This is a genomic window from Marinomonas sp. AWM4_232, assembly GCF_056158325.1.
Window position 1 is genome coordinate 2,233,474 of sequence record NZ_JBSWTA010000001.1, and the last position, 17,226, is coordinate 2,250,699.

16 protein-coding genes are annotated in these 17,226 nt (G+C 46.6%); 10 read left to right on the forward strand and 6 right to left on the reverse strand.

Translation table 11 applies throughout. The features are described from left to right. The first annotated feature begins 12 nt into the window (after positions 1–12). From folD to ACXAC1_RS10730, 7 genes are all read left to right on the forward strand, one after another. Positions 13–855 (forward strand): bifunctional methylenetetrahydrofolate dehydrogenase/methenyltetrahydrofolate cyclohydrolase FolD, encoded by an 843-nt coding sequence (folD, locus tag ACXAC1_RS10700; protein WP_133564958.1) that lies wholly within the window; start codon positions 13–15, stop codon positions 853–855. Between the two features lie 99 nt (positions 856–954). Continuing rightward, positions 955–1,545, forward strand: coding sequence for a UPF0149 family protein (locus ACXAC1_RS10705; protein WP_133564956.1), 591 nt, complete (start codon positions 955–957; stop codon positions 1,543–1,545). Positions 1,546–1,575: 30 nt separating this feature from the next. Next, the gene (locus ACXAC1_RS10710; protein ID WP_475061465.1) at positions 1,576–2,883 is read left to right on the forward strand and encodes an aminopeptidase P N-terminal domain-containing protein; all 1,308 of its coding nucleotides are present in this window, start codon (positions 1,576–1,578) and stop codon (positions 2,881–2,883) included. Positions 2,884–2,907: 24 nt separating this feature from the next. Next, positions 2,908–4,107: a UbiH/UbiF/VisC/COQ6 family ubiquinone biosynthesis hydroxylase gene (locus ACXAC1_RS10715; protein WP_475061466.1), complete on the forward strand. Its 1,200-nt coding sequence runs from the start codon at positions 2,908–2,910 to the stop codon at positions 4,105–4,107. Positions 4,108–4,244: 137 nt separating this feature from the next. Further along, entirely contained in the window at positions 4,245–5,315 is a 1,071-nt protein-coding gene (locus ACXAC1_RS10720; protein ID WP_475061467.1) for an extracellular solute-binding protein, read from the forward strand. A 27-nt stretch (positions 5,316–5,342) separates the two neighbouring features. Then, positions 5,343–7,004, forward strand: coding sequence for an ABC transporter permease (locus tag ACXAC1_RS10725; RefSeq protein WP_475061468.1), 1,662 nt, complete (start codon positions 5,343–5,345; stop codon positions 7,002–7,004). A gap of 17 nt (positions 7,005–7,021) precedes the next feature. Further along, the gene (locus ACXAC1_RS10730; protein WP_475061469.1) at positions 7,022–8,101 is read left to right on the forward strand and encodes an ABC transporter ATP-binding protein; all 1,080 of its coding nucleotides are present in this window, start codon (positions 7,022–7,024) and stop codon (positions 8,099–8,101) included. A gap of 62 nt (positions 8,102–8,163) precedes the next feature. Here ACXAC1_RS10730 and ACXAC1_RS10735 read toward each other — a convergent pair whose 3' ends face one another. Further along, positions 8,164–9,030, reverse strand: coding sequence for an HDOD domain-containing protein (locus ACXAC1_RS10735; protein ID WP_475061470.1), 867 nt, complete (start codon positions 9,028–9,030; stop codon positions 8,164–8,166). Positions 9,031–9,144: 114 nt separating this feature from the next. Here ACXAC1_RS10735 and ACXAC1_RS10740 point away from each other — a divergent pair, with 114 nt between their 5' ends. Further along, positions 9,145–10,341 carry a class I SAM-dependent rRNA methyltransferase gene (locus ACXAC1_RS10740; RefSeq protein WP_475061471.1) on the forward strand — a complete coding sequence of 399 codons (1,197 nt, stop codon included), beginning with the start codon at positions 9,145–9,147 and terminating at the stop codon, positions 10,339–10,341. Between the two features lie 32 nt (positions 10,342–10,373). Here the strand turns inward: ACXAC1_RS10740 and ACXAC1_RS10745 are convergent, their stop codons facing one another. The 5 genes from ACXAC1_RS10745 to ACXAC1_RS10765 form a co-directional block, all read right to left on the reverse strand. Next, positions 10,374–10,967 (reverse strand): Crp/Fnr family transcriptional regulator, encoded by a 594-nt coding sequence (locus tag ACXAC1_RS10745; protein ID WP_475061472.1) that lies wholly within the window; start codon positions 10,965–10,967, stop codon positions 10,374–10,376. After that, positions 10,960–11,865, reverse strand: a complete 906-nt coding sequence (locus ACXAC1_RS10750; protein WP_475061473.1) for a DMT family transporter — start codon at positions 11,863–11,865, stop codon at positions 10,960–10,962. The genes ACXAC1_RS10745 and ACXAC1_RS10750 overlap by 8 nt, the downstream gene beginning before the upstream one ends. An 11-nt stretch (positions 11,866–11,876) precedes the next feature. Further along, the gene (locus ACXAC1_RS10755) at positions 11,877–12,695 is read right to left on the reverse strand and encodes an arylamine N-acetyltransferase family protein (protein ID WP_475061474.1); all 819 of its coding nucleotides are present in this window, start codon (positions 12,693–12,695) and stop codon (positions 11,877–11,879) included. A 13-nt stretch (positions 12,696–12,708) separates the two neighbouring features. Beyond that, positions 12,709–13,329, reverse strand: coding sequence for an NAD(P)H-dependent oxidoreductase (locus tag ACXAC1_RS10760; protein ID WP_475061475.1), 621 nt, complete (start codon positions 13,327–13,329; stop codon positions 12,709–12,711). A gap of 259 nt (positions 13,330–13,588) precedes the next feature. Further along, positions 13,589–14,254 (reverse strand): histidinol-phosphatase, encoded by a 666-nt coding sequence (locus ACXAC1_RS10765; RefSeq protein WP_475061476.1) that lies wholly within the window; start codon positions 14,252–14,254, stop codon positions 13,589–13,591. Positions 14,255–14,388: 134 nt separating this feature from the next. On the opposite strand from ACXAC1_RS10765, the gene ACXAC1_RS10770 reads away from it, so the two are divergent. After that, on the forward strand, positions 14,389–14,889 hold the full coding sequence (locus tag ACXAC1_RS10770; RefSeq protein ID WP_133564939.1) for an RNA pyrophosphohydrolase: 501 nt from the start codon (positions 14,389–14,391) through the stop codon (positions 14,887–14,889). Positions 14,890–14,920: 31 nt separating this feature from the next. Further along, positions 14,921–17,209, forward strand: coding sequence for a phosphoenolpyruvate--protein phosphotransferase (gene ptsP / locus ACXAC1_RS10775; RefSeq protein ID WP_475061477.1), 2,289 nt, complete (start codon positions 14,921–14,923; stop codon positions 17,207–17,209). Positions 17,210–17,226: the final 17 nt, after the last annotated feature.

Sequence of the window (17,226 nt, forward strand, 5' to 3'; positions counted from 1 at the left end):
AGGAGTTCATTCATGGCTGCACTGGTTCTTGACGGCAAACAATGCGCGAAAGAAACCGAAGAGCGTTTGGCAAAGCAAGTTGCTGAACTAAAAGAGCGTACCGGCGGTACCCCAATTCTAGCGACGATCCTAGTAGGCGCGGATCCAGCTTCAGCGACATACGTTAAAATGAAAGGCAATGCTTGCCGCCGCGTAGGAATGGACTCACTTGCGATTGAGCTTCCTGAGACAACTACCACAGAAGAGTTGCTAGCGAAGATCGAAGAGTTGAACGCCAATTCAGACGTTCACGGCATTCTATTGCAACATCCTGTACCTGCTCAGATTGATGAGCGTGCATGTTTTGATGCCATTGCTGCGCACAAAGACGTAGATGGCGTGACTTGTTTAGGTTTTGGTCGCATGGCGATGCAAGAGCCAGCTTATGGCGCTGCGACACCAGCAGGTATCATGCGTTTGCTTGAGGCGTACAACATTGATCTTGCTGGTAAGCATGTAGTGGTTGTTGGCCGTAGCCCTATTTTGGGTAAACCAATGGCAATGATGATGCTAAATGCCAACGCGACCGTCACAATCTGTCACTCCCGCACTCAAAACCTACCTGAGTTCGTAAAACAAGCCGATGTAATTGTTGGTGCTGTTGGTAAGCCAGAGCTTATCAAAGCAGAGTGGATTAAAGATGGCGCGGTTGTTGTCGATGCTGGCTACCACCCAGGTGGTGTTGGTGACATTGAACTTGCACCTCTTTATGATCGTGCTGCTGCGATCACACCAGTGCCAGGTGGTGTGGGTCCAATGACGATTAACACCCTGATCCTGCAAACACTTGAGTCTGGCCTGAAACAAATAGGCTAGACTTGTACCTAAGTAAGTATGACTTATATTAGGTCGATCCATTCAGAGCCGTACCCTAGGGTACGGCTTTATTATTTATTCGAAAAATAAGGTTTTACTATGTCCACAGACATGCTTTTAGATGCATTGGATTTCGATCTTATTGCCGATGTATTCGTAACCGAGTCGATTTCCGCGTCCCCCGCAGAGCTACATGGTCAACTTTGCGGTTACCTTGCATCAGGCGTTGGTTTGCCATTAGAAGATTGGCTGACGATGGTTGCAGAGTTCTGCGATATTGATGGTTGGAAAGAAGAGGCGAGTCGTGCAGCCATTGTTGAGCTGTACCAATCGACCATCGCCCTGTATCAAAATGGTGAATATGCGTTGGTGCCTTGCATGAGCGATGATGATGCGCCACTAAGCGAACGTGGTACTACTTTGTCGCAATGGGCTCATGGATTTCTAGCTGGCTACGGTTTGTCCGGTCACAAGCCAAATCTATCTGATGACGCGAAACAGGTGTTACAGGACTTTGCCAACATTTCTGCCATGCAAGCCGACATGCAAGACTTAGAAGAGAATAATGACAATGAGACAGACTTAACCGAATTGGTTGAGTACGTGCGTCTCTCTGCCATGATGTTGTATTCTGAGCACCATTCCGTTTCAAATGATAACGATGCTGGTCAAGCACCATTGTTCCACTAATCCTTTAGTGTGACGTAAAAGGAGTAAGCAATGAATTTATCGAAAGCCATTTATCGTGAACGCAGACAGCGTTTAATGAGTCAACTAGGCTCTGACAATACCGTAGCGGTCATCCGCTCAGGTGAACTGGTGACACGCAATAACGATTGCGATTATGAGTTTCGACCACATTCTAGCTTCTTTTACTTAACTGGCTATCAAGAGCCAAGTGCTGTGCTGTTTATTTTGCCTTCTGGTGAGAGCCACATGGCTGTGCTACCGAAAGATCCAGAACGCGAGCAATGGGATGGCTTTCGCCATGGCATTACAGGGGCGATGCAGACATTTGGACTGGATCAAGCAGCTGAACTGGATGAGCTGGATGATCTTGCTTTGGAATTGTTAGATGGCGCCGATCACATTGCACTATTGATCGACGACGAGCAATTACGTGATCAAGCATTGAATTGGCGCGACCAGCTGGCGGCTCGAGCGCGTCAGGGGGCTGTAGCACCAAAAGGCCTCATTGATATGAGTGATGCCGTGCACGAAATGCGCTTGATCAAAGATCTTGGTGAGATCGAAATTATGGAGCGTGCTGCGCAAATCAGTGTTGAAGCTCATACCCAAGCGATGAAATCAGTCCGACCAGGGATGATGGAATATCAACTGGAAGCAGAGCTGAATTATGTGTTCATGAAACAAGGTGCGCGAGTGCCGGCCTACAACAACATCGTTGCATCGGGTAAAAATGCCTGCGTTTTGCATTACATCAAAAATGACGAAAAGATCGAAGACGGTGATTTGATCTTGATTGATGCGGGTGGTGAATTAGGTTGCTATGCGTCGGATATTACGCGAACGTTTCCTGCCAACGGTAAATTCAGTGAACCGCAGGCGCAACTTTATCAAGTGGTATTGGATGCATACTACGCAGGTCTTGAGCAAATGGTGGTCGGAGCGCCTTATGACGCGTTCCACAATGCGGCGGTTAAAGTATTGACTGAAGGACTTGTGGCGCTTGGACTGCTAAATGGCTCTGTCGATGAACTGATTGAGAGCAAGGCGTATCGCGACTTTTACATGCACAATACTGGCCATTGGTTGGGGCTAGATGTTCATGACTGCGGTCGCTATAAGCTAAATGGTGAAGCGCGACCTCTTGAGGCTGGCATGGTGGTGACGTTAGAGCCTGGCTTGTATGTGAATCCAGATAATGAAAATGTGGATGCGAAATGGCGCGGCATCGGTATTCGTATTGAGGATGACATCCTCATCCAAGAAAACGGCCCATTCGTATTGACCCACGGACTGCCGAAAGAAATTCATGAGATTGAAGCCTTGATGGCTGCGAAGTAACTTATATTTGGGGATTGGATCTGAATGGCCAGAGAATACGATGTAATCATTGTGGGTGCCGGTATGGTCGGCGCATTGACCGCTGTCTTGACGGCTCAGAAAGGGTTAACGGTTGCGTTAATCGACAAACACTCTGGTCGCTATCCTTTGTCTACACCACCTGCTTATGATGCTCGTGTTAGCGCGATTTCAGCTTTATCACAAACGCTTTTAGAACAAGCAGGGGCTTGGCAGCGCATTGCTAAAGAGCGTTTGGCACCCTATCAGCGTATGGCGGTTTGGGATGGCCTTGGGGATGGTTATGTGGATTTCGACGTACGTTATCAACAGACTGCCTCATTAGGCCAGCTTGTGGAAAACGCTGCCCTGTGTGATGCCCTCATGAAGAGTGTTCATGATACCCGCGGCATTGATCTGTACTTTGACGATGCCGTTGCTTCACATCAGGAGCAAGAAAGTGGCGTTGAAGTGGTATTGGCATCAGATCGATCGCTTCGTGGGGCTGTGTTGATTGCTGCTGATGGAGCGAACTCAAGTCTACGTCAGCAAAACAATGTGGATACCGTTGAATGGGATTATGGCCATCATGCAATCGTTACTACTGTAGAGATCGATGCCGCCCATGAGAACACTGCTTGGCAAGCATTTGGTGAGGAAGGGATTTTGGCATTTTTGCCGATGCCGAGTGTGGCTGACAAGCATTATGTTTCCATTGTCTGGTCGGTTTCTCCTGCCGATGCTGAGCAATTGATGGCGCTTGAAGAAGACGCTTTTTGTCGTCGTCTTACTTACGCTATCAATCGACGTTTTACCGCGTTGTCACTAACCGTACCGCGTATGGCTATTCCTTTGCGTCAGCGCCATGCAAAACACTATGTTCAACAAGGTTTTGTCTTGATTGGTGATGCAGCCCATACAATTCACCCGTTAGCGGGGCAGGGGGCGAACCTTGGCTTTGCCGATGTCAGTGCATTGGTGCCAATTTTAGTAAAAGCCCATCAGCGTGGCGAAATGCTAGGTAGTCTAAAAATTCTGCGTCGTTACCAAAGGGCGCGTATGCTGGATAACATCGCCATGTCCGCGTCCATGGAGGCGTTTAAGCGGGTTTTCACGACACAACAGCCTGCCGTAGTTCAGCTGCGCAACTTAGGTTTAAAGTTGTGCCATAAATCTCCTTCGATTAAGCGAAAGCTTGTGGCTCATGCCGCGGGCTTGAACCAATAATCGAAGGCACTTTGTAAATGGAAAAGCATCAACTCAACTCAAACTATGTAAACAAAAACAGTTTTCATTTATAGTATCTTTCTAAGATAAGCTGTTATTAGCTATAAGATTAAGCTTGGTTTTTTAAGGTTGTCACGATGAATGCATTAGCGGATTTCTCGCGCGCGTCAACGCGCTCATTGCTCAAAAAGAGTGTTACCCTCATGGCTTTGGCTGGCGCAACGATCGCTTCCTCTGTGTCCTATGCTGCAGGCGAAGTGAATGTTTACTCTGCGCGTAAAGAAGCGTTGATCGCTCCCGCCCTTGATGCCTTCTCAAAAGCACACGATGTAACGGTAAACTTGGTTACGGGTGATGCGGATGCATTGTTGCGACGTCTTCAAGTAGAAGGTGACGCAAGCCCTGCCGATGTATTCATCACGGTAGATGCAGGCCGTTTATACCGAGCGAAAGATGCTGGCGTACTGCAGTCTTTTGAAACGGACGTATTAAACGACGTCGTGCCAGATAATCTTCATGATCGCGACGGCTACTGGTATGGTTTGTCTCAACGTGCACGTGTCATTTTTTACAACCCGATAAAAGTGGATGCTGCAGAGCTTTCTACTTATGAAGCGCTCGCAGACGCTAAATGGAAAGGCCGTATTTGTACTCGTTCTTCCTCAAACATCTATAACCAGTCTTTGGTCGCATCCATGATCGAGGCGGATGGCGCTGAGGAGACACAAGCTTGGCTTAACGGCTTTGTTGGCAACTTAGCTCGCCCACCATTTGGTGGTGATACTGATTTGCTTAAAGCGGTTGCAGCCGGTGTTTGTGATATTACACTTGCGAACACATACTACTTTGGTCGTCTAGGGCAAAGTGAAAATGCCAAAGATCGCGAAGTCTACAATAAAGTGGCTTTGTTTTGGCCAAACCAAGCAGAAGGTGAGCGTGGTGCTCACGTCAATGTCAGTGGTATTGGTTTAACCGTTTCGGCGACTAACATTGATAATGCTAAGCTTTTAGTTGAATACTTAACTAATCATGAAAGCCAAGTCTGGTACGCTGATGTTAATAACGAGTACCCAGTGGTAGAAGGCGTTGCGCCACCAAAAAGCTTGCAACCATTTGGTGAGTTCAAAGCGGATTCCATGTCATTAAGTGTATTGGGTGATAATAACCGCCAAGCCGTTGAAATGATGGACGCTGCTGGTTGGAAATAATTACAAAATAAAAGGGTACATCTGTCCATGTCGACTCTGACCCATACCCACCCTACCTCGCGCCAGCGAAGTAGGGTATCTCTGTTAAAAGTCTCTGCCATTCTCATTGCACTCGTGTTGGCGGTGCCTGTTTTGATCATCGCTATCAATATCTTTTTAGGTGGTAGTGATGTTTGGCAGCATCTCTACAATACGCTGCTGTTTGACTATGTCTCTAACTCATTTTTGCTGATGCTGGGCGTGACCTTTGGCACATTAGTGATGGGGGTTCCGGCAGCATGGTTGACCAGTGTTTGTGAGTTCCGTGGTCGAAGCTTGTTCTCTTGGGCGTTACTATTGCCACTGGCCATGCCAGCCTACATTATTGCCTATACCTATACGGGCTTATTTGACTTTGCGGGACCGGTGCAAACGTTTATTCGCGACACCACAGGGCTTGGCTACGGAGAGTATTGGTTCTTTGAAATGCGCTCGCTTGGCGGTGCGATCACTATGCTGTCGTTAGTGTTGTACCCTTACGTGTATTTAATGAGTCGCGCTGCTTTTCTAGAGCAGTCTGCTAACACCTTAGAAGTCTGTCGTACATTGGGTTATTCAGCGCCTCAAGCCTTTATTCGCTTAGCACTGCCGATGGCTCGTCCAGCGATTGTAGCTGGGGTGACACTAGCGATGATGGAGACATTAGCGGATTACGGTACGGTGCAGTACTTTGGTGTGACCACTTTCACCACGGGCATTATGCGTACCTTCTATGGATTTGGTGATCTCGCCGCTGCGTCGCAGCTAGCTGGTATTTTGCTGCTATTTGTCGCTGTTCTGATTTTTACAGAACGCTATTCTCGAAGAAAAATCTCTTATCATGCCTCTGGATTGAGGAAAGCAAGCCAGCGTAAGGTCGAGTTGCGTGGACGTTATGGTCTAGCAGCCTGGTTAGCGTGTGCTATCCCTGTAATTGCTGGGTTTGTTATACCCGCTGGTGTGCTGTTGTTCTGGGCTCTATTCGAAGCAGAAACCGTTGGCTGGGACTTCATTCAATTATCTTGGAACTCTTTTTATCTGGCCGCCTTAGCGGCTCTAATTACTGTATCCTTAGCGTTGGTCCTTGCCTATGCAGGACGTTTGCACCCCACTAAGGGCGTACAAACCGCCATTGTGACATCGGGGATGGGGTACGCCTTGCCGGGCACCATCATTGCAATTGGCGTTATTGTGCCCCTAGCGTGGATTGATCATCGTATTATTGATTGGGTGAAATACGCCTTTGATCAAAAAATTGGCTTGTTCTTTTCTGGGACGATCATTGCTTTATTATTAGCCTACACTGTCCGTTTTATGGCTGTATCGCTCGGTTCGGTACAAAGCGGTTTAGGTAAGGTTAAACCAAGCATGGACATGGCGGGGCGTTCATTGGGATGCTCACCTGCAGAAGTACTGCGTCGTATACATGTTCCACTGCTGAAAAGCTCGGTACTCACAGCACTATTGATAGTGTTTGTTGATGTACTAAAAGAACTACCAGCAACACTGATTTTGCGCCCGTTTAACTTTAATACCTTGGCCGTACGGGCATTTGAATTAGCGTCTGATGAGAGATTAGTCGATGCGGCGCCGGCATCATTAATGATTGTTGCAGTGGGGTTAATCCCCGTGATTCTGCTCAGTCGTTCTATTTCATCCAGTGCTCACTAAGTTTATTGGGGATTCACATGACCGCCATGCCACCGAATAAAATGTTAAAAGAACTGAAGTTGAACCATATTGTGGTGGGCTATCAAGGAACGCCTGTGGTTCAAGACGCCAACTTCAGAATCGTAGAAGGCGAGATTGGTTGCCTGTTGGGCCCAAGTGGCTGTGGTAAGTCAACGTTACTTAGGGCGATCGCTGGATTTGAGCCGCTCATGGCTGGCGATATATCGTTGGACAATGACGTGATTTCTTCGGCTGAAACAACCGTGAGTCCTGAGAAACGAAGCATCGGTATGGTGTTTCAAGATATTGCTCTGTTTCCTCATTTATCCATCGGCGAGAACATTGCTTTTGGCTTAAAGCATTGGACAAAACAAGAAGCCAATGCCCGCATTGATTATTTGCTTGAGCTAGTTGGTTTGGCTGGTTATAGGGACCGCTACCCAGATTCATTGTCAGGTGGGCAGCAGCAACGGGTTGCGCTGGCTCGTGCTATCGCGCCTAAGCCTAAGTTATTACTGATGGATGAACCTTTTTCTGGCTTAGATGCAAAATTAAGGGAAGAGCTGGTACCGGATATTCGAGCGATTTTGCTGCATGAAAAAGTCAGCGCGATTCTGGTCACCCATGATCAGGCAGAAGCCTTTGCGATGGCAGATCGTGTGGCGATTATGGAAGCGGGCAAGATTCTACAGGTAGGGACGCCTTACGAGATCTATCACGAACCGGTTTCGCGTTTTGTCGCTATGTTCATTGGTCAAGGTGACTTCTTGCCAGCAGTGGTTTGTGGTGTGAATTGTGTGCACTCTGACCTTGGTGAAATTCACGGTGATATGGACCATGGCTTCCAGTCGGGTGAAAAAGTAGATTTGCTTGTTCGGCCTGATGACATTCTTCACGACGATGATAGCGAGTTCAAAGGCTTAATCGTAAGCAAGTGGTTCCGTGGTTCTTATTTCTTATATCGTGTAAAACTGCCTTCTGGAAAAGTGACTTACTGTTTTGCTTCATCCCATCACAACCATTCCATCGGTCAAGAAATCGGCCTAACGGTAAACTTGGATCACCTGGTGATGTTTCCTATTGAAGCTAAGGCTTAGTGCAGAATGCTAAAAACAAAGAAGAGCGCCGTGGCGCTCTTCTTTGTTTTATTGGGTGGGCATCACATGTTACCAATGCCTTGCTCGCGGCAGGTATCGACAATGCCTTCAAAGTCGTACTCAGTGAGTTCAAGATGCTCTAATGCGTAATGCTTAATTTGCGCCCACTCATAATCTTCGCTGGCTTTACCAAGGAATTCGTAGGTAGCGCTTATGTGCTCTGCCATCTTCAAAATGGACATAAAAGTCAGGTATTTGCTGTCCCCTGCAATGCGCTCGTTGAATAGTTTTAATGGTCGGTGATGATGAGCAATAACGTAACAACAAGCTTTAGGTAATGCCCATGATTTTGCTAAGTAATAACCTACAACCGAATGGTTGGTCCGAAAGGCTTTATTTTCGACATCGGTTAGCTCAAAAGTGTTTGATTGGTAGCCTTGTTCTAATACATCTTTATAGCCTTCAAATCGGCTCATCATGAGTGGAATACCTGCGTTATGGAATAGTCCAAGTGCGTAGCATTCATCTTGATATTTGAAGCCAATTTGATTTGCGATGCTGGAACATACCGCAGCGACATCCATCGCGTTGTCCCAAAAATTGTGCATCGTTTCAATTGCCCCATCTGTAAGCTCGCTTTTCACTGCTAGGCCGTTGACGATATTTGCAATGGCATTTGTACCGAGCATCATAACAGCTTGTTGTATAGAAGAGATTTTTCTTGGAAGGCCATAGTAGGCAGAGTTGACGAATTTCAATACTGCGGCAGAGAGCCCTACATCTTGTGCAATTATTTGGGCAATCCGCCTCATATCGGGTTCCGGCATTGCCTGTTCCATATGTAAATCGACCATTACTTGTGGTTGAGGTGGGATTGATATTCCCTGAAGAACTCGCTTGAGTTGTTCGTCGTTTAAGCCGGTGGACATCTTAACCTCTGTCGGTCTCATGACAATCGTTGTGATTATAAATTTACATTGTCAAAGTAGAAATCAAATACTGAACACTTATAATAACGTTTTTCTATAACCTTGGTGAGTACTTTGAGTGTAATTCGGTTAAAAGGTCAGGCAGATAGAAGGCTACGTGCCGGCCATCAGTGGATTTATAGCAATGAAGTGAATACAGATGCGACGCCTTTAAAGCAATTTAATGCGGGAGATCAAGTCATTGTCGAAACGGCTCATGGAAAGCCATTAGGCGTTGCCATGATCAATCCTAATACGCTGATCTGTGGTCGCTTGATTAGCCGAAGCACTGAGACAGTTTTAAATAAATCCACTATTGTTCACCGCTTAAAGATCGCATTGTCTTTACGTGACAGTGTTTACCCTGAGCCATATTATCGTTTGGTGTTTGGTGATTCTGACGGGCTATCTGGATTAGTAGTAGACCGTTTTGCCGATATCCTAGTCGTGCAGATTTCTACTGCGGGCATTGAGCGCGTTAAGAATGAAGTGATCGAAGCGTTACAAGAAGTTGTTAAGCCAAGTGCGATCCTGATGAAAAATGATGGCAAGATGCGTAACGTAGAAGGACTCGACACCTATGTGGAAGAAGTCTTCGGTCATGTGCCTGAAGTGGTTTATCTAAAAGAAAACGATGTCTTGTTCCAAGCACCCGTCTGGGACGGTCAGAAAACCGGCTGGTTCTACGATCACCGCGAAAACCGCAAAACCATGCAGACTTTCTGTTCTGGTAAGAAAGTACTCGACGTATTTTCTTATGTAGGCGGTTGGGGCGTACAAGCCGCAGCGGCCGGTGCGACGGAGGTCACTTTCATTGATGCCTCTGAAGCCGCACTTGACCATGTCGATGCAAACTTGGCGTTGAATCAATACGAAGGTGAGTCCAATCTTATGCAGGGCGATGCATTTGAAGCGATGAACGCTCTGATTGAAGAGAAGCAGCGCTTTGATGTCGTTGTTATGGACCCACCTGCGTTTATTGCTCGTCGTAAAGACATTAAAGCAGGGGAAGGTGCGTATCACCGTGCTAACCAGCTAGCCATGCGTCTTGTTGCAAAAGGCGGGATCTTGGTATCAGGTTCTTGCTCAATGCACCTTGAGACGGGCCGTTTACACGATATCGTACGCAGCAATAGCCGTCAGCTAGAGCGTTTTTCACAGCTGATTTACCGCGGTACGCAAGCGCCAGATCATCCTGTTCACCCAGCGATCCCTGAGACTGAGTACCTAAAAGCACTGTTCTACCGAGTGCACAATAATATGGGTCTGTAAGCTCCTAAAAACGCAGCCACGGCTGCGTTTTTTTATTCTCCGTCGTTCTTTAATTGCGCGCGAATACGGCTTAAAGCAATGGGTGTAATACCAATATAAGAGGCAATCTGCTGCTTTGGGAGTGTTTCCATTAACTCGGAGAAATCACGGCAAAAGTCCAAATAACGTTGTGTAGCTGAATGCTTAACCATCGCATGTTCTTTTTGTTCTTTGCTAATGAAAATGCTTTCCAAAAAGCGTACGTAAGCTTGAGTAAAAGCCAAATCCTGACTCATTTGCTGATAAAATGATTGCCATTGAAAAGATAAAGCCACACTGGTTGTTAAGGCCTCGATGCTAAATAAAGCTGGCCGAGCTAGGGTCAGTGCTTGGGTTGAGCCAACCAGTCTGGGCGCCTTAGATAACGTTTGCGTGTATTCTTTACCACTTTCAGACAGGCTGTAGTAACGTACTAAGCCGCTACCAAGAAAGAACATCCTATCACTGAGCTCACCTTGTTTGAGTAAACACTCGCCTTTATTCAGAACATGCACCTTCGGTGTGATCTGGCACTTCTCCCAATCTATACCTGTTTGATATTGATCAAAGAAGTGCCTTAGCTGTTGCATTAAAAACTGTTTATCCATTAGACGATTCCATTTGAAGGTTTTGACGACTATCAATCATAAAGAGAGCGACTAAGACCATACCGGAACCGATAAGAAAGCCATAGGACAGAATCTCGGTGGGATGTTGAAGGGTTTGATATAAAGCCACCCATATTGGCACGGTATAGCTAAAGGCCAGTAAGCGGGAAGCCCCACCAAACCTAATAATCACTTGCTGTAAAACAAACGTGAGCAAGGTGGTAAACAAGGTTAAATAAACTATGATCCACCAAAACTCGGGCGCGTGCCAAGCAACATTGGAGAGCTCTCCCCACATAAGTGTGATTGGAATAAGCCAAACGCAGCCAAAAAACATGATCCGAAAGGCACCAATAAAGGCGACAATATCTCTTCCCCAGCGCTGAACGCAAACGACGTGCAAAGCCAGCAATGTACAAGCAATAAAATAAATGCCATCGCCTAGATGCCAATTCAGCGTCCCTTCTCGCGTAAAGACTAGGACACAAGTGGCGCCTGTCGAGCCCACAACATAGCCCAACCAATGCCGCCTGGAGGTTCGTTTACCAAAAGCCGACATGAGAATGGCCCCAAGCAGTGGTACCAAGGTATACATCACAGAGGTATTCAACGACGTTGTGGTCTTCAGTGCGCTAAATAGTCCAATAAAAAAGCCCACTAACGCACCGCTGATCAACAGATACTTTGCGCTTAAAGAGGCTGATCTAAGTACGTTACTAAGAGTATGTTCCGGTTGTTTGGGGAGCCAATAATAAATGGGCGTCATCAGCATCAAGGCCATGAGGAAGCGTAACCCTGTGGCCGCGAGTGGTGAAGCATAGGGCGTTACGTAAGCGGAGACTATGAATGATGAAGCCATCAGCCATGCCCAAACTATCGCAGCAAAAATCGATTGCAAACTGCACCTCCTTACACTACCGAATGTTCGATTTTAGGCACAATGTGATGCTCAAATAGAAACTCACAGACCTCTTGTTCGACTTGTAACTGAAACAGGTTTGTCAGAATCTCAAACAGTGCTTTGGATGACTCAATAAGTTCGATATTCGTACTTGAAGTGGAGCTGTATTTTAGGCGTTGATTGGCAATGGATATGGCGCTGGCAGATGTTTTCTTGCTGACGACTAAATTATTTTTGAACACAGCGTTTGGGTGTTTATGGGAGTAGAAGTGTCCCAACTCACAATCCGCATCGCTGTATTGGGCTAAATCGAAGCGATATAGCAAAAAAGGTCCATCTTCATTGCATTGCCAAAGCTCGTATTCATTATGATCGTTTTTCTGAATTTGATAGTGTTCAAACCCTGCTTGCTGCGGCAGAGGGTTATCCAAGCTTATTGGAATTATCGGACATGCTGCGCCGAATCCTACATCAGCTAAATAACGTTGGTTGTTTAGTTCCACTAAGGTAATACGGTGGGTTCTAGGCACTGGCCGTTCATTATTATTGATGACTCGAGCTAGCAACAATCGGACATTGAATCCCCAATGAGACAAGGCTTCATAGGCAAGTTTATTCTGCTCAAAGCAATAACCACCCATACCACGAAGCACCACTTTATTAAAAACGGCTGATAAATCGAGGGGTATATCTTGGCATAGAAGAACGGCTAAATTATTAAATGTGAAGCGCTCTATGTGTCGCATCGTAAAAGCGTTTAAGAAGGACAAATTTGGTTCTTTTGGCGTGCTAAGCTCCAGAGCTTCTAGGTATTGATTGAAGATCATCTCAACATAACTCCTATGCAACAAAATGAGCAAATTCTTGGATGGGGAGACGAACTTTAGGTGGAGTTGCCTTCTCTTCTCGATAACCTATGGCGCAGATAACACATGCATTTAGGTGTTTTTCGGTTAAACCTAAGATGCGGTTGAACGCGTCTGGCTCGAATCCAGTCATGGGGCAAGCGTCTATTTTTTGCATTGCCGCTTCGCTCAAAAGAGCGCCTAAAGCAATATAAGCCTGTTGTTGTGCCCAAGATTGTCGTTGCGGAATAGTCTTACCCGCAATAGCTGATTTGATATGTTCGGAGTAGCCCTCAATACTGCCTGCTACAGTATTAGTTTGTTGATAGAAGTGTTGGAAATAACGGTCAACAATTTGATCATCGATTTGCGTTTCATTCGCTATGATTAATAAGTGAGAACTTTGTTTTATCTGAGGTTGCTGGTAGGCGTGCTCCGCCAATTTGTCTCGGATAGCCTTGTCTTCTACTACCCATATTTTGTAAGGCTGTAATCCATAAGATGAGGCGGAAAGACGAGCCGCTTCAATTAGGTCAAGGAGTTGATCTTGAGGTACTTTGCGATCGGAAAAGTGTTTTGGGGAATAGCGCCATTGTAAAGCTGGAAGAGTACTCATTATAAAATCCTGTGATGCATGTGTTGAATCATCACTGTAATGTGTCCTTAAGGATGCGTAATTAACCTAGGTTTATTAATTCACTTTTATCAAATAAGAACGGAGCAAGATATGAACGAATATTCAGTGTTTGGTGTTGTTGAATATTGAATAAGAAGCTGCGAAGTATTTATGTAGATGATCTGGATAAGAGCAGGAGTAGAATTTCTTGAAGCATTAGAAGCCGAGGCGATTGTGCGCCTCAGCTTTTGTTTTTACCTTACATAGAATTACCGCGTAGAGAGATATGCGGCCAGCCGCGCTCTTTAGCGATGTCGGTCAGGGTTGGGTCAGCATCCACGGCAATAGGGTGGTCGACTAACTCAAGCAGTGGCAAATCATTACGTGAGTCACTATAGAAATAGCTGCCTTCCATAGAGTGCCCCGTTTCCTTCAGCCAATCGTTTAGGCGTGTCACTTTGCCTTCTTGGAAGCTTGGGATGCCCACTACATTTCCTGTGTACTCATCGTTAATGACTTCTGGCACAGGAGCAATAATGTGGTCCATGCCCAGTGCTTCAGCAATAGGGCCTGTAACAAATTGGTTGGTTGCCGTGATCAAGAGCAGAAAGTGGCCTTGATCTTTATGATGCTTCAATAGCTTGGTGGCTTCTTCTTGCATCATTGGGCGCACTTTTGTGTCCATGAATTCTGCATGAAGTGTATCGCGCTCCGTTTTGCTAAAACGTGTCAGAGGTTTAAGGCTAAACGCAAGGTATTCAAAAATATCCAGAATGCCCGCTTGGTATTGTTCAAAGAAACGATCGTTTGCTTCTTTGTATTCCTTTACGTCTACAAGGCCTTTCTCAACAAGAAATTGTCCCCAGTTGTAGTCGCTGTCGCCGCTTAGTAGCGTGCCATCTAAGTCAAAAATTGCCAGTGTCACAGCATCACCTATTGATTAAATTGTGTTGCACAGTATAGCGATGGCATTGACAAATAACATCCCGATTAATTGTGTGGAACACCGAATTATGGAACAATGATGAGCATTAGATTTTAGTTATAAGGTGAGAGCTCGTGATTGATGCAGACGGATACAGACCGAATGTTGGCATCATCCTCATGAACGAGCGTGGCCAGCTTCTTTGGGCGAGGCGTGTTGGACAAAACGCGTGGCAATTCCCCCAAGGCGGCATAAAAGCGGATGAGACCCCTGAAGAGGCGTTGTACCGAGAACTTAAGGAAGAAGTGGGCTTAGAACCCCATCAAGTTGAGATAGTCGGTAGAACACGAGGGTGGTTACGTTACCGCTTACCGAAGCGAATGCTTCGCCATAATAGCAAACCCCTGTGTATTGGACAGAAACAGAAATGGTTTTTGCTATCCATTCGCTGCGCTGACGCGTGCGTGTGTGTCGATGGTACAGATTGCCCTGAGTTTGATGGGTGGCGCTGGGTAAGTTATTGGTATCCGTTGGGCCAGGTCGTTGCGTTCAAAAAGGATGTTTATCGTCGTGCACTTAAGGAGTTAGTCCCTAATGCACATCGATGGCTAAAGCGTAGGAACAAGCCCGCATAAGCTTAGTCCTGCTCAAGAAAGTAGAGGATTTATGTTAAGTTTATTGAGACGAATCACTCAAGAGGTTACGGCAGCACAGTCATTGCAGGCTGCGCTGGACATCATCGTACGACGTGTAAGACGTGCGATGCGCTCTGAAGTATGCTCAATCTACTTAGTGGATCCCAACACACAAGATTATATCTTAATGGCGACCCGCGGCTTAAACGCTGATGCTGCGGGCAAGCTCAGCTTAAAATCGGATGAAGGCCTAGTCAGTTTGGTTGGGCGCCGTGCTGAGCCTGTGAACCTAGAGGATGCGCATATTCACCCAGCGTTCCACTATTTAAGTGGTACCGGCGAAGAGCGTTACAAATCCTTCCTAGGTGTGCCGATTATTCACCACCGCCAGGTACTTGGCGTGCTGGTGGTTCAGCACGAAGAGCGCCGTCGCTTTGATGAAGGTGAAGAAGCCTTTCTAATCACTTTGTCAGCACAGTTGGCGGGTGTAATCGCTCATGCTGAGGCGACAGGGGCGATGATGTCTCTAACGCCTAATACACCGCCACCTGGTTCAGATTTTCGATACAAAGGCATTGCAGGAAGTTCTGGTGTCGCCATTGGCAAAGCTGTGGTTATTTTCCCGCCTGCGGATTTGGATGTCATTCCAGATCGTATTCCACAAAGCACAGAGTCTGAGATTGAAGACTTTTACCAAGCTTTAGAAGCGGTTCGAAGTGATATTAAAAAAGTCAGCAGTCGTTTAAGCCAGCACATCAGCAATGACGAAAAAGCCTTGTTTGATGTGTACTTAAAAATCCTCGACGATAACTCGTTGGCTGCTGAAATTGTTAGTAAAATCGAAGAAGGCAACTGGGCGCCTGGTGCACTTCGTCAGGTGATTAAGCTGCATATTTCTTTCTTCGAGCAAATGGAAGATCCCTATTTGCGTGAGCGAGCGTCGGACATACGCGACCTGGGTCGACGCATCTTGTCGCATTTGCAAGAGAAAACACCAAGCATTACCGAAGACTTAACCGAGCCAGTGATTTTGGTGAGTGAAGAGTTGACGGCATCGATGCTAGGCGAATTCCCCCTCGAAAAAGTCAAAGGTCTGGTTTCTGTAATGGGCTCCAGCAGTTCTCACGTGGCAATTTTGGCACGTGCAATGGGCATTCCCACGGTGATGGGGGCGGTCGATTTACCGTATAGCAAACTTGACAAGATCGATATGATTGTCGATGGCTATTCTGGCCAGATCTTTACTTACCCTTCAGAAGCCATCATCGACAGCTATCAGCAGATTGTGGATGAAGAGCGCCAACTAGAAAGTGAGTACGAACAGCTTAAAGACCTGCCCTGTGAGACCTTAGATGGTCAGCGTATCGGCTTGTATGTGAACACAGGCTTGCTGGCGGACATTAATCGCTCTCTCGATCGTGGTGCCGAAGGGGTCGGGCTATATCGTACCGAAGTACCGTTTATGATCCGTGATCGTTTCCCAACCGAAGCGGAGCAAGAGCAGATCTATCGTCAGCAATTAGAAGGTTTTGCCCCAGCGCCAGTAACGATTCGTACGTTAGATGTTGGCGGGGATAAGGCGCTGCCTTACTTCCCCATTAACGAAGAAAACCCATTCCTAGGATGGCGTGGTATTCGTGTCACACTGGACCATCTTGAAATTTTCATGGCGCAGATTCGTGCCATGATTAAAGCCAGTGCAGGCTTACATAACCTTAAAATCATGTTGCCAATGATTTCCAACGTGGCTGAAGTAGAAGAAGCGTTGGCTTTGATACGTCGCGCCTACGCTGAAGTCAAAGAGGAAGGTTATGATGTGGTTATGCCATTGGTTGGCGTCATGATCGAAGTGCCAAGTGCTGTGTATCAAGCCAAAGAGCTTGCTGGCATGGTCGACTTCATGTCGGTGGGCAGCAACGACTTGACTCAATATTTGCTAGCGGTGGATCGAAATAATTCGCGAGTGGCAAACTTATACCATACCTTCCACCCAGCGGTGTTGCGTGCCTTAGCTGACATTGTCGAGCGCACTAAAGGAGAAGGCGTGAAGCTCAGCGTATGTGGTGAGATGGCCGGTGATCCACTTGGTGCCATTTTGATCATGGCGATGGGTTATGACACGTTATCGATGAGCTCAACCAGCCTACCGAAAGTCAAAGCAGTACTACGTAAACTGACCATGGAGCAGGCGCAAGACATGCTGCGTCAGGTGTTACCGTTAGTGCATTCTGATGCGGTGCGCCAGACGATGATGAAACTTGCGCGAGAAGCCGGTGTCGAACGCTTGATTCGTCCGTCGAAGACGGCCGCTCTACAATAACCTAACCAACGATTAGA

Coding starts and splice junctions, on each gene's coding strand:
- folD (WP_133564958.1), top strand. CDS start 13: ATGGCTGCACTGGTTCTTGACGGCAAACAATGCGCGAAAGAAACCGAA.
- ACXAC1_RS10705 (WP_133564956.1), top strand. CDS start 955: ATGTCCACAGACATGCTTTTAGATGCATTGGATTTCGATCTTATTGCC.
- ACXAC1_RS10710 (WP_475061465.1), top strand. CDS start 1,576: ATGAATTTATCGAAAGCCATTTATCGTGAACGCAGACAGCGTTTAATG.
- ACXAC1_RS10715 (WP_475061466.1), top strand. CDS start 2,908: ATGGCCAGAGAATACGATGTAATCATTGTGGGTGCCGGTATGGTCGGC.
- ACXAC1_RS10720 (WP_475061467.1), top strand. CDS start 4,245: ATGAATGCATTAGCGGATTTCTCGCGCGCGTCAACGCGCTCATTGCTC.
- ACXAC1_RS10725 (WP_475061468.1), top strand. CDS start 5,343: ATGTCGACTCTGACCCATACCCACCCTACCTCGCGCCAGCGAAGTAGG.
- ACXAC1_RS10730 (WP_475061469.1), top strand. CDS start 7,022: ATGACCGCCATGCCACCGAATAAAATGTTAAAAGAACTGAAGTTGAAC.
- ACXAC1_RS10735 (WP_475061470.1), bottom strand. CDS start 9,030: ATGTCCACCGGCTTAAACGACGAACAACTCAAGCGAGTTCTTCAGGGA.
- ACXAC1_RS10745 (WP_475061472.1), bottom strand. CDS start 10,967: ATGGATAAACAGTTTTTAATGCAACAGCTAAGGCACTTCTTTGATCAA.
- ACXAC1_RS10755 (WP_475061474.1), bottom strand. CDS start 12,695: ATGATCTTCAATCAATACCTAGAAGCTCTGGAGCTTAGCACGCCAAAA.
- ACXAC1_RS10760 (WP_475061475.1), bottom strand. CDS start 13,329: ATGAGTACTCTTCCAGCTTTACAATGGCGCTATTCCCCAAAACACTTT.
- ptsP (WP_475061477.1), top strand. CDS start 14,921: ATGTTAAGTTTATTGAGACGAATCACTCAAGAGGTTACGGCAGCACAG.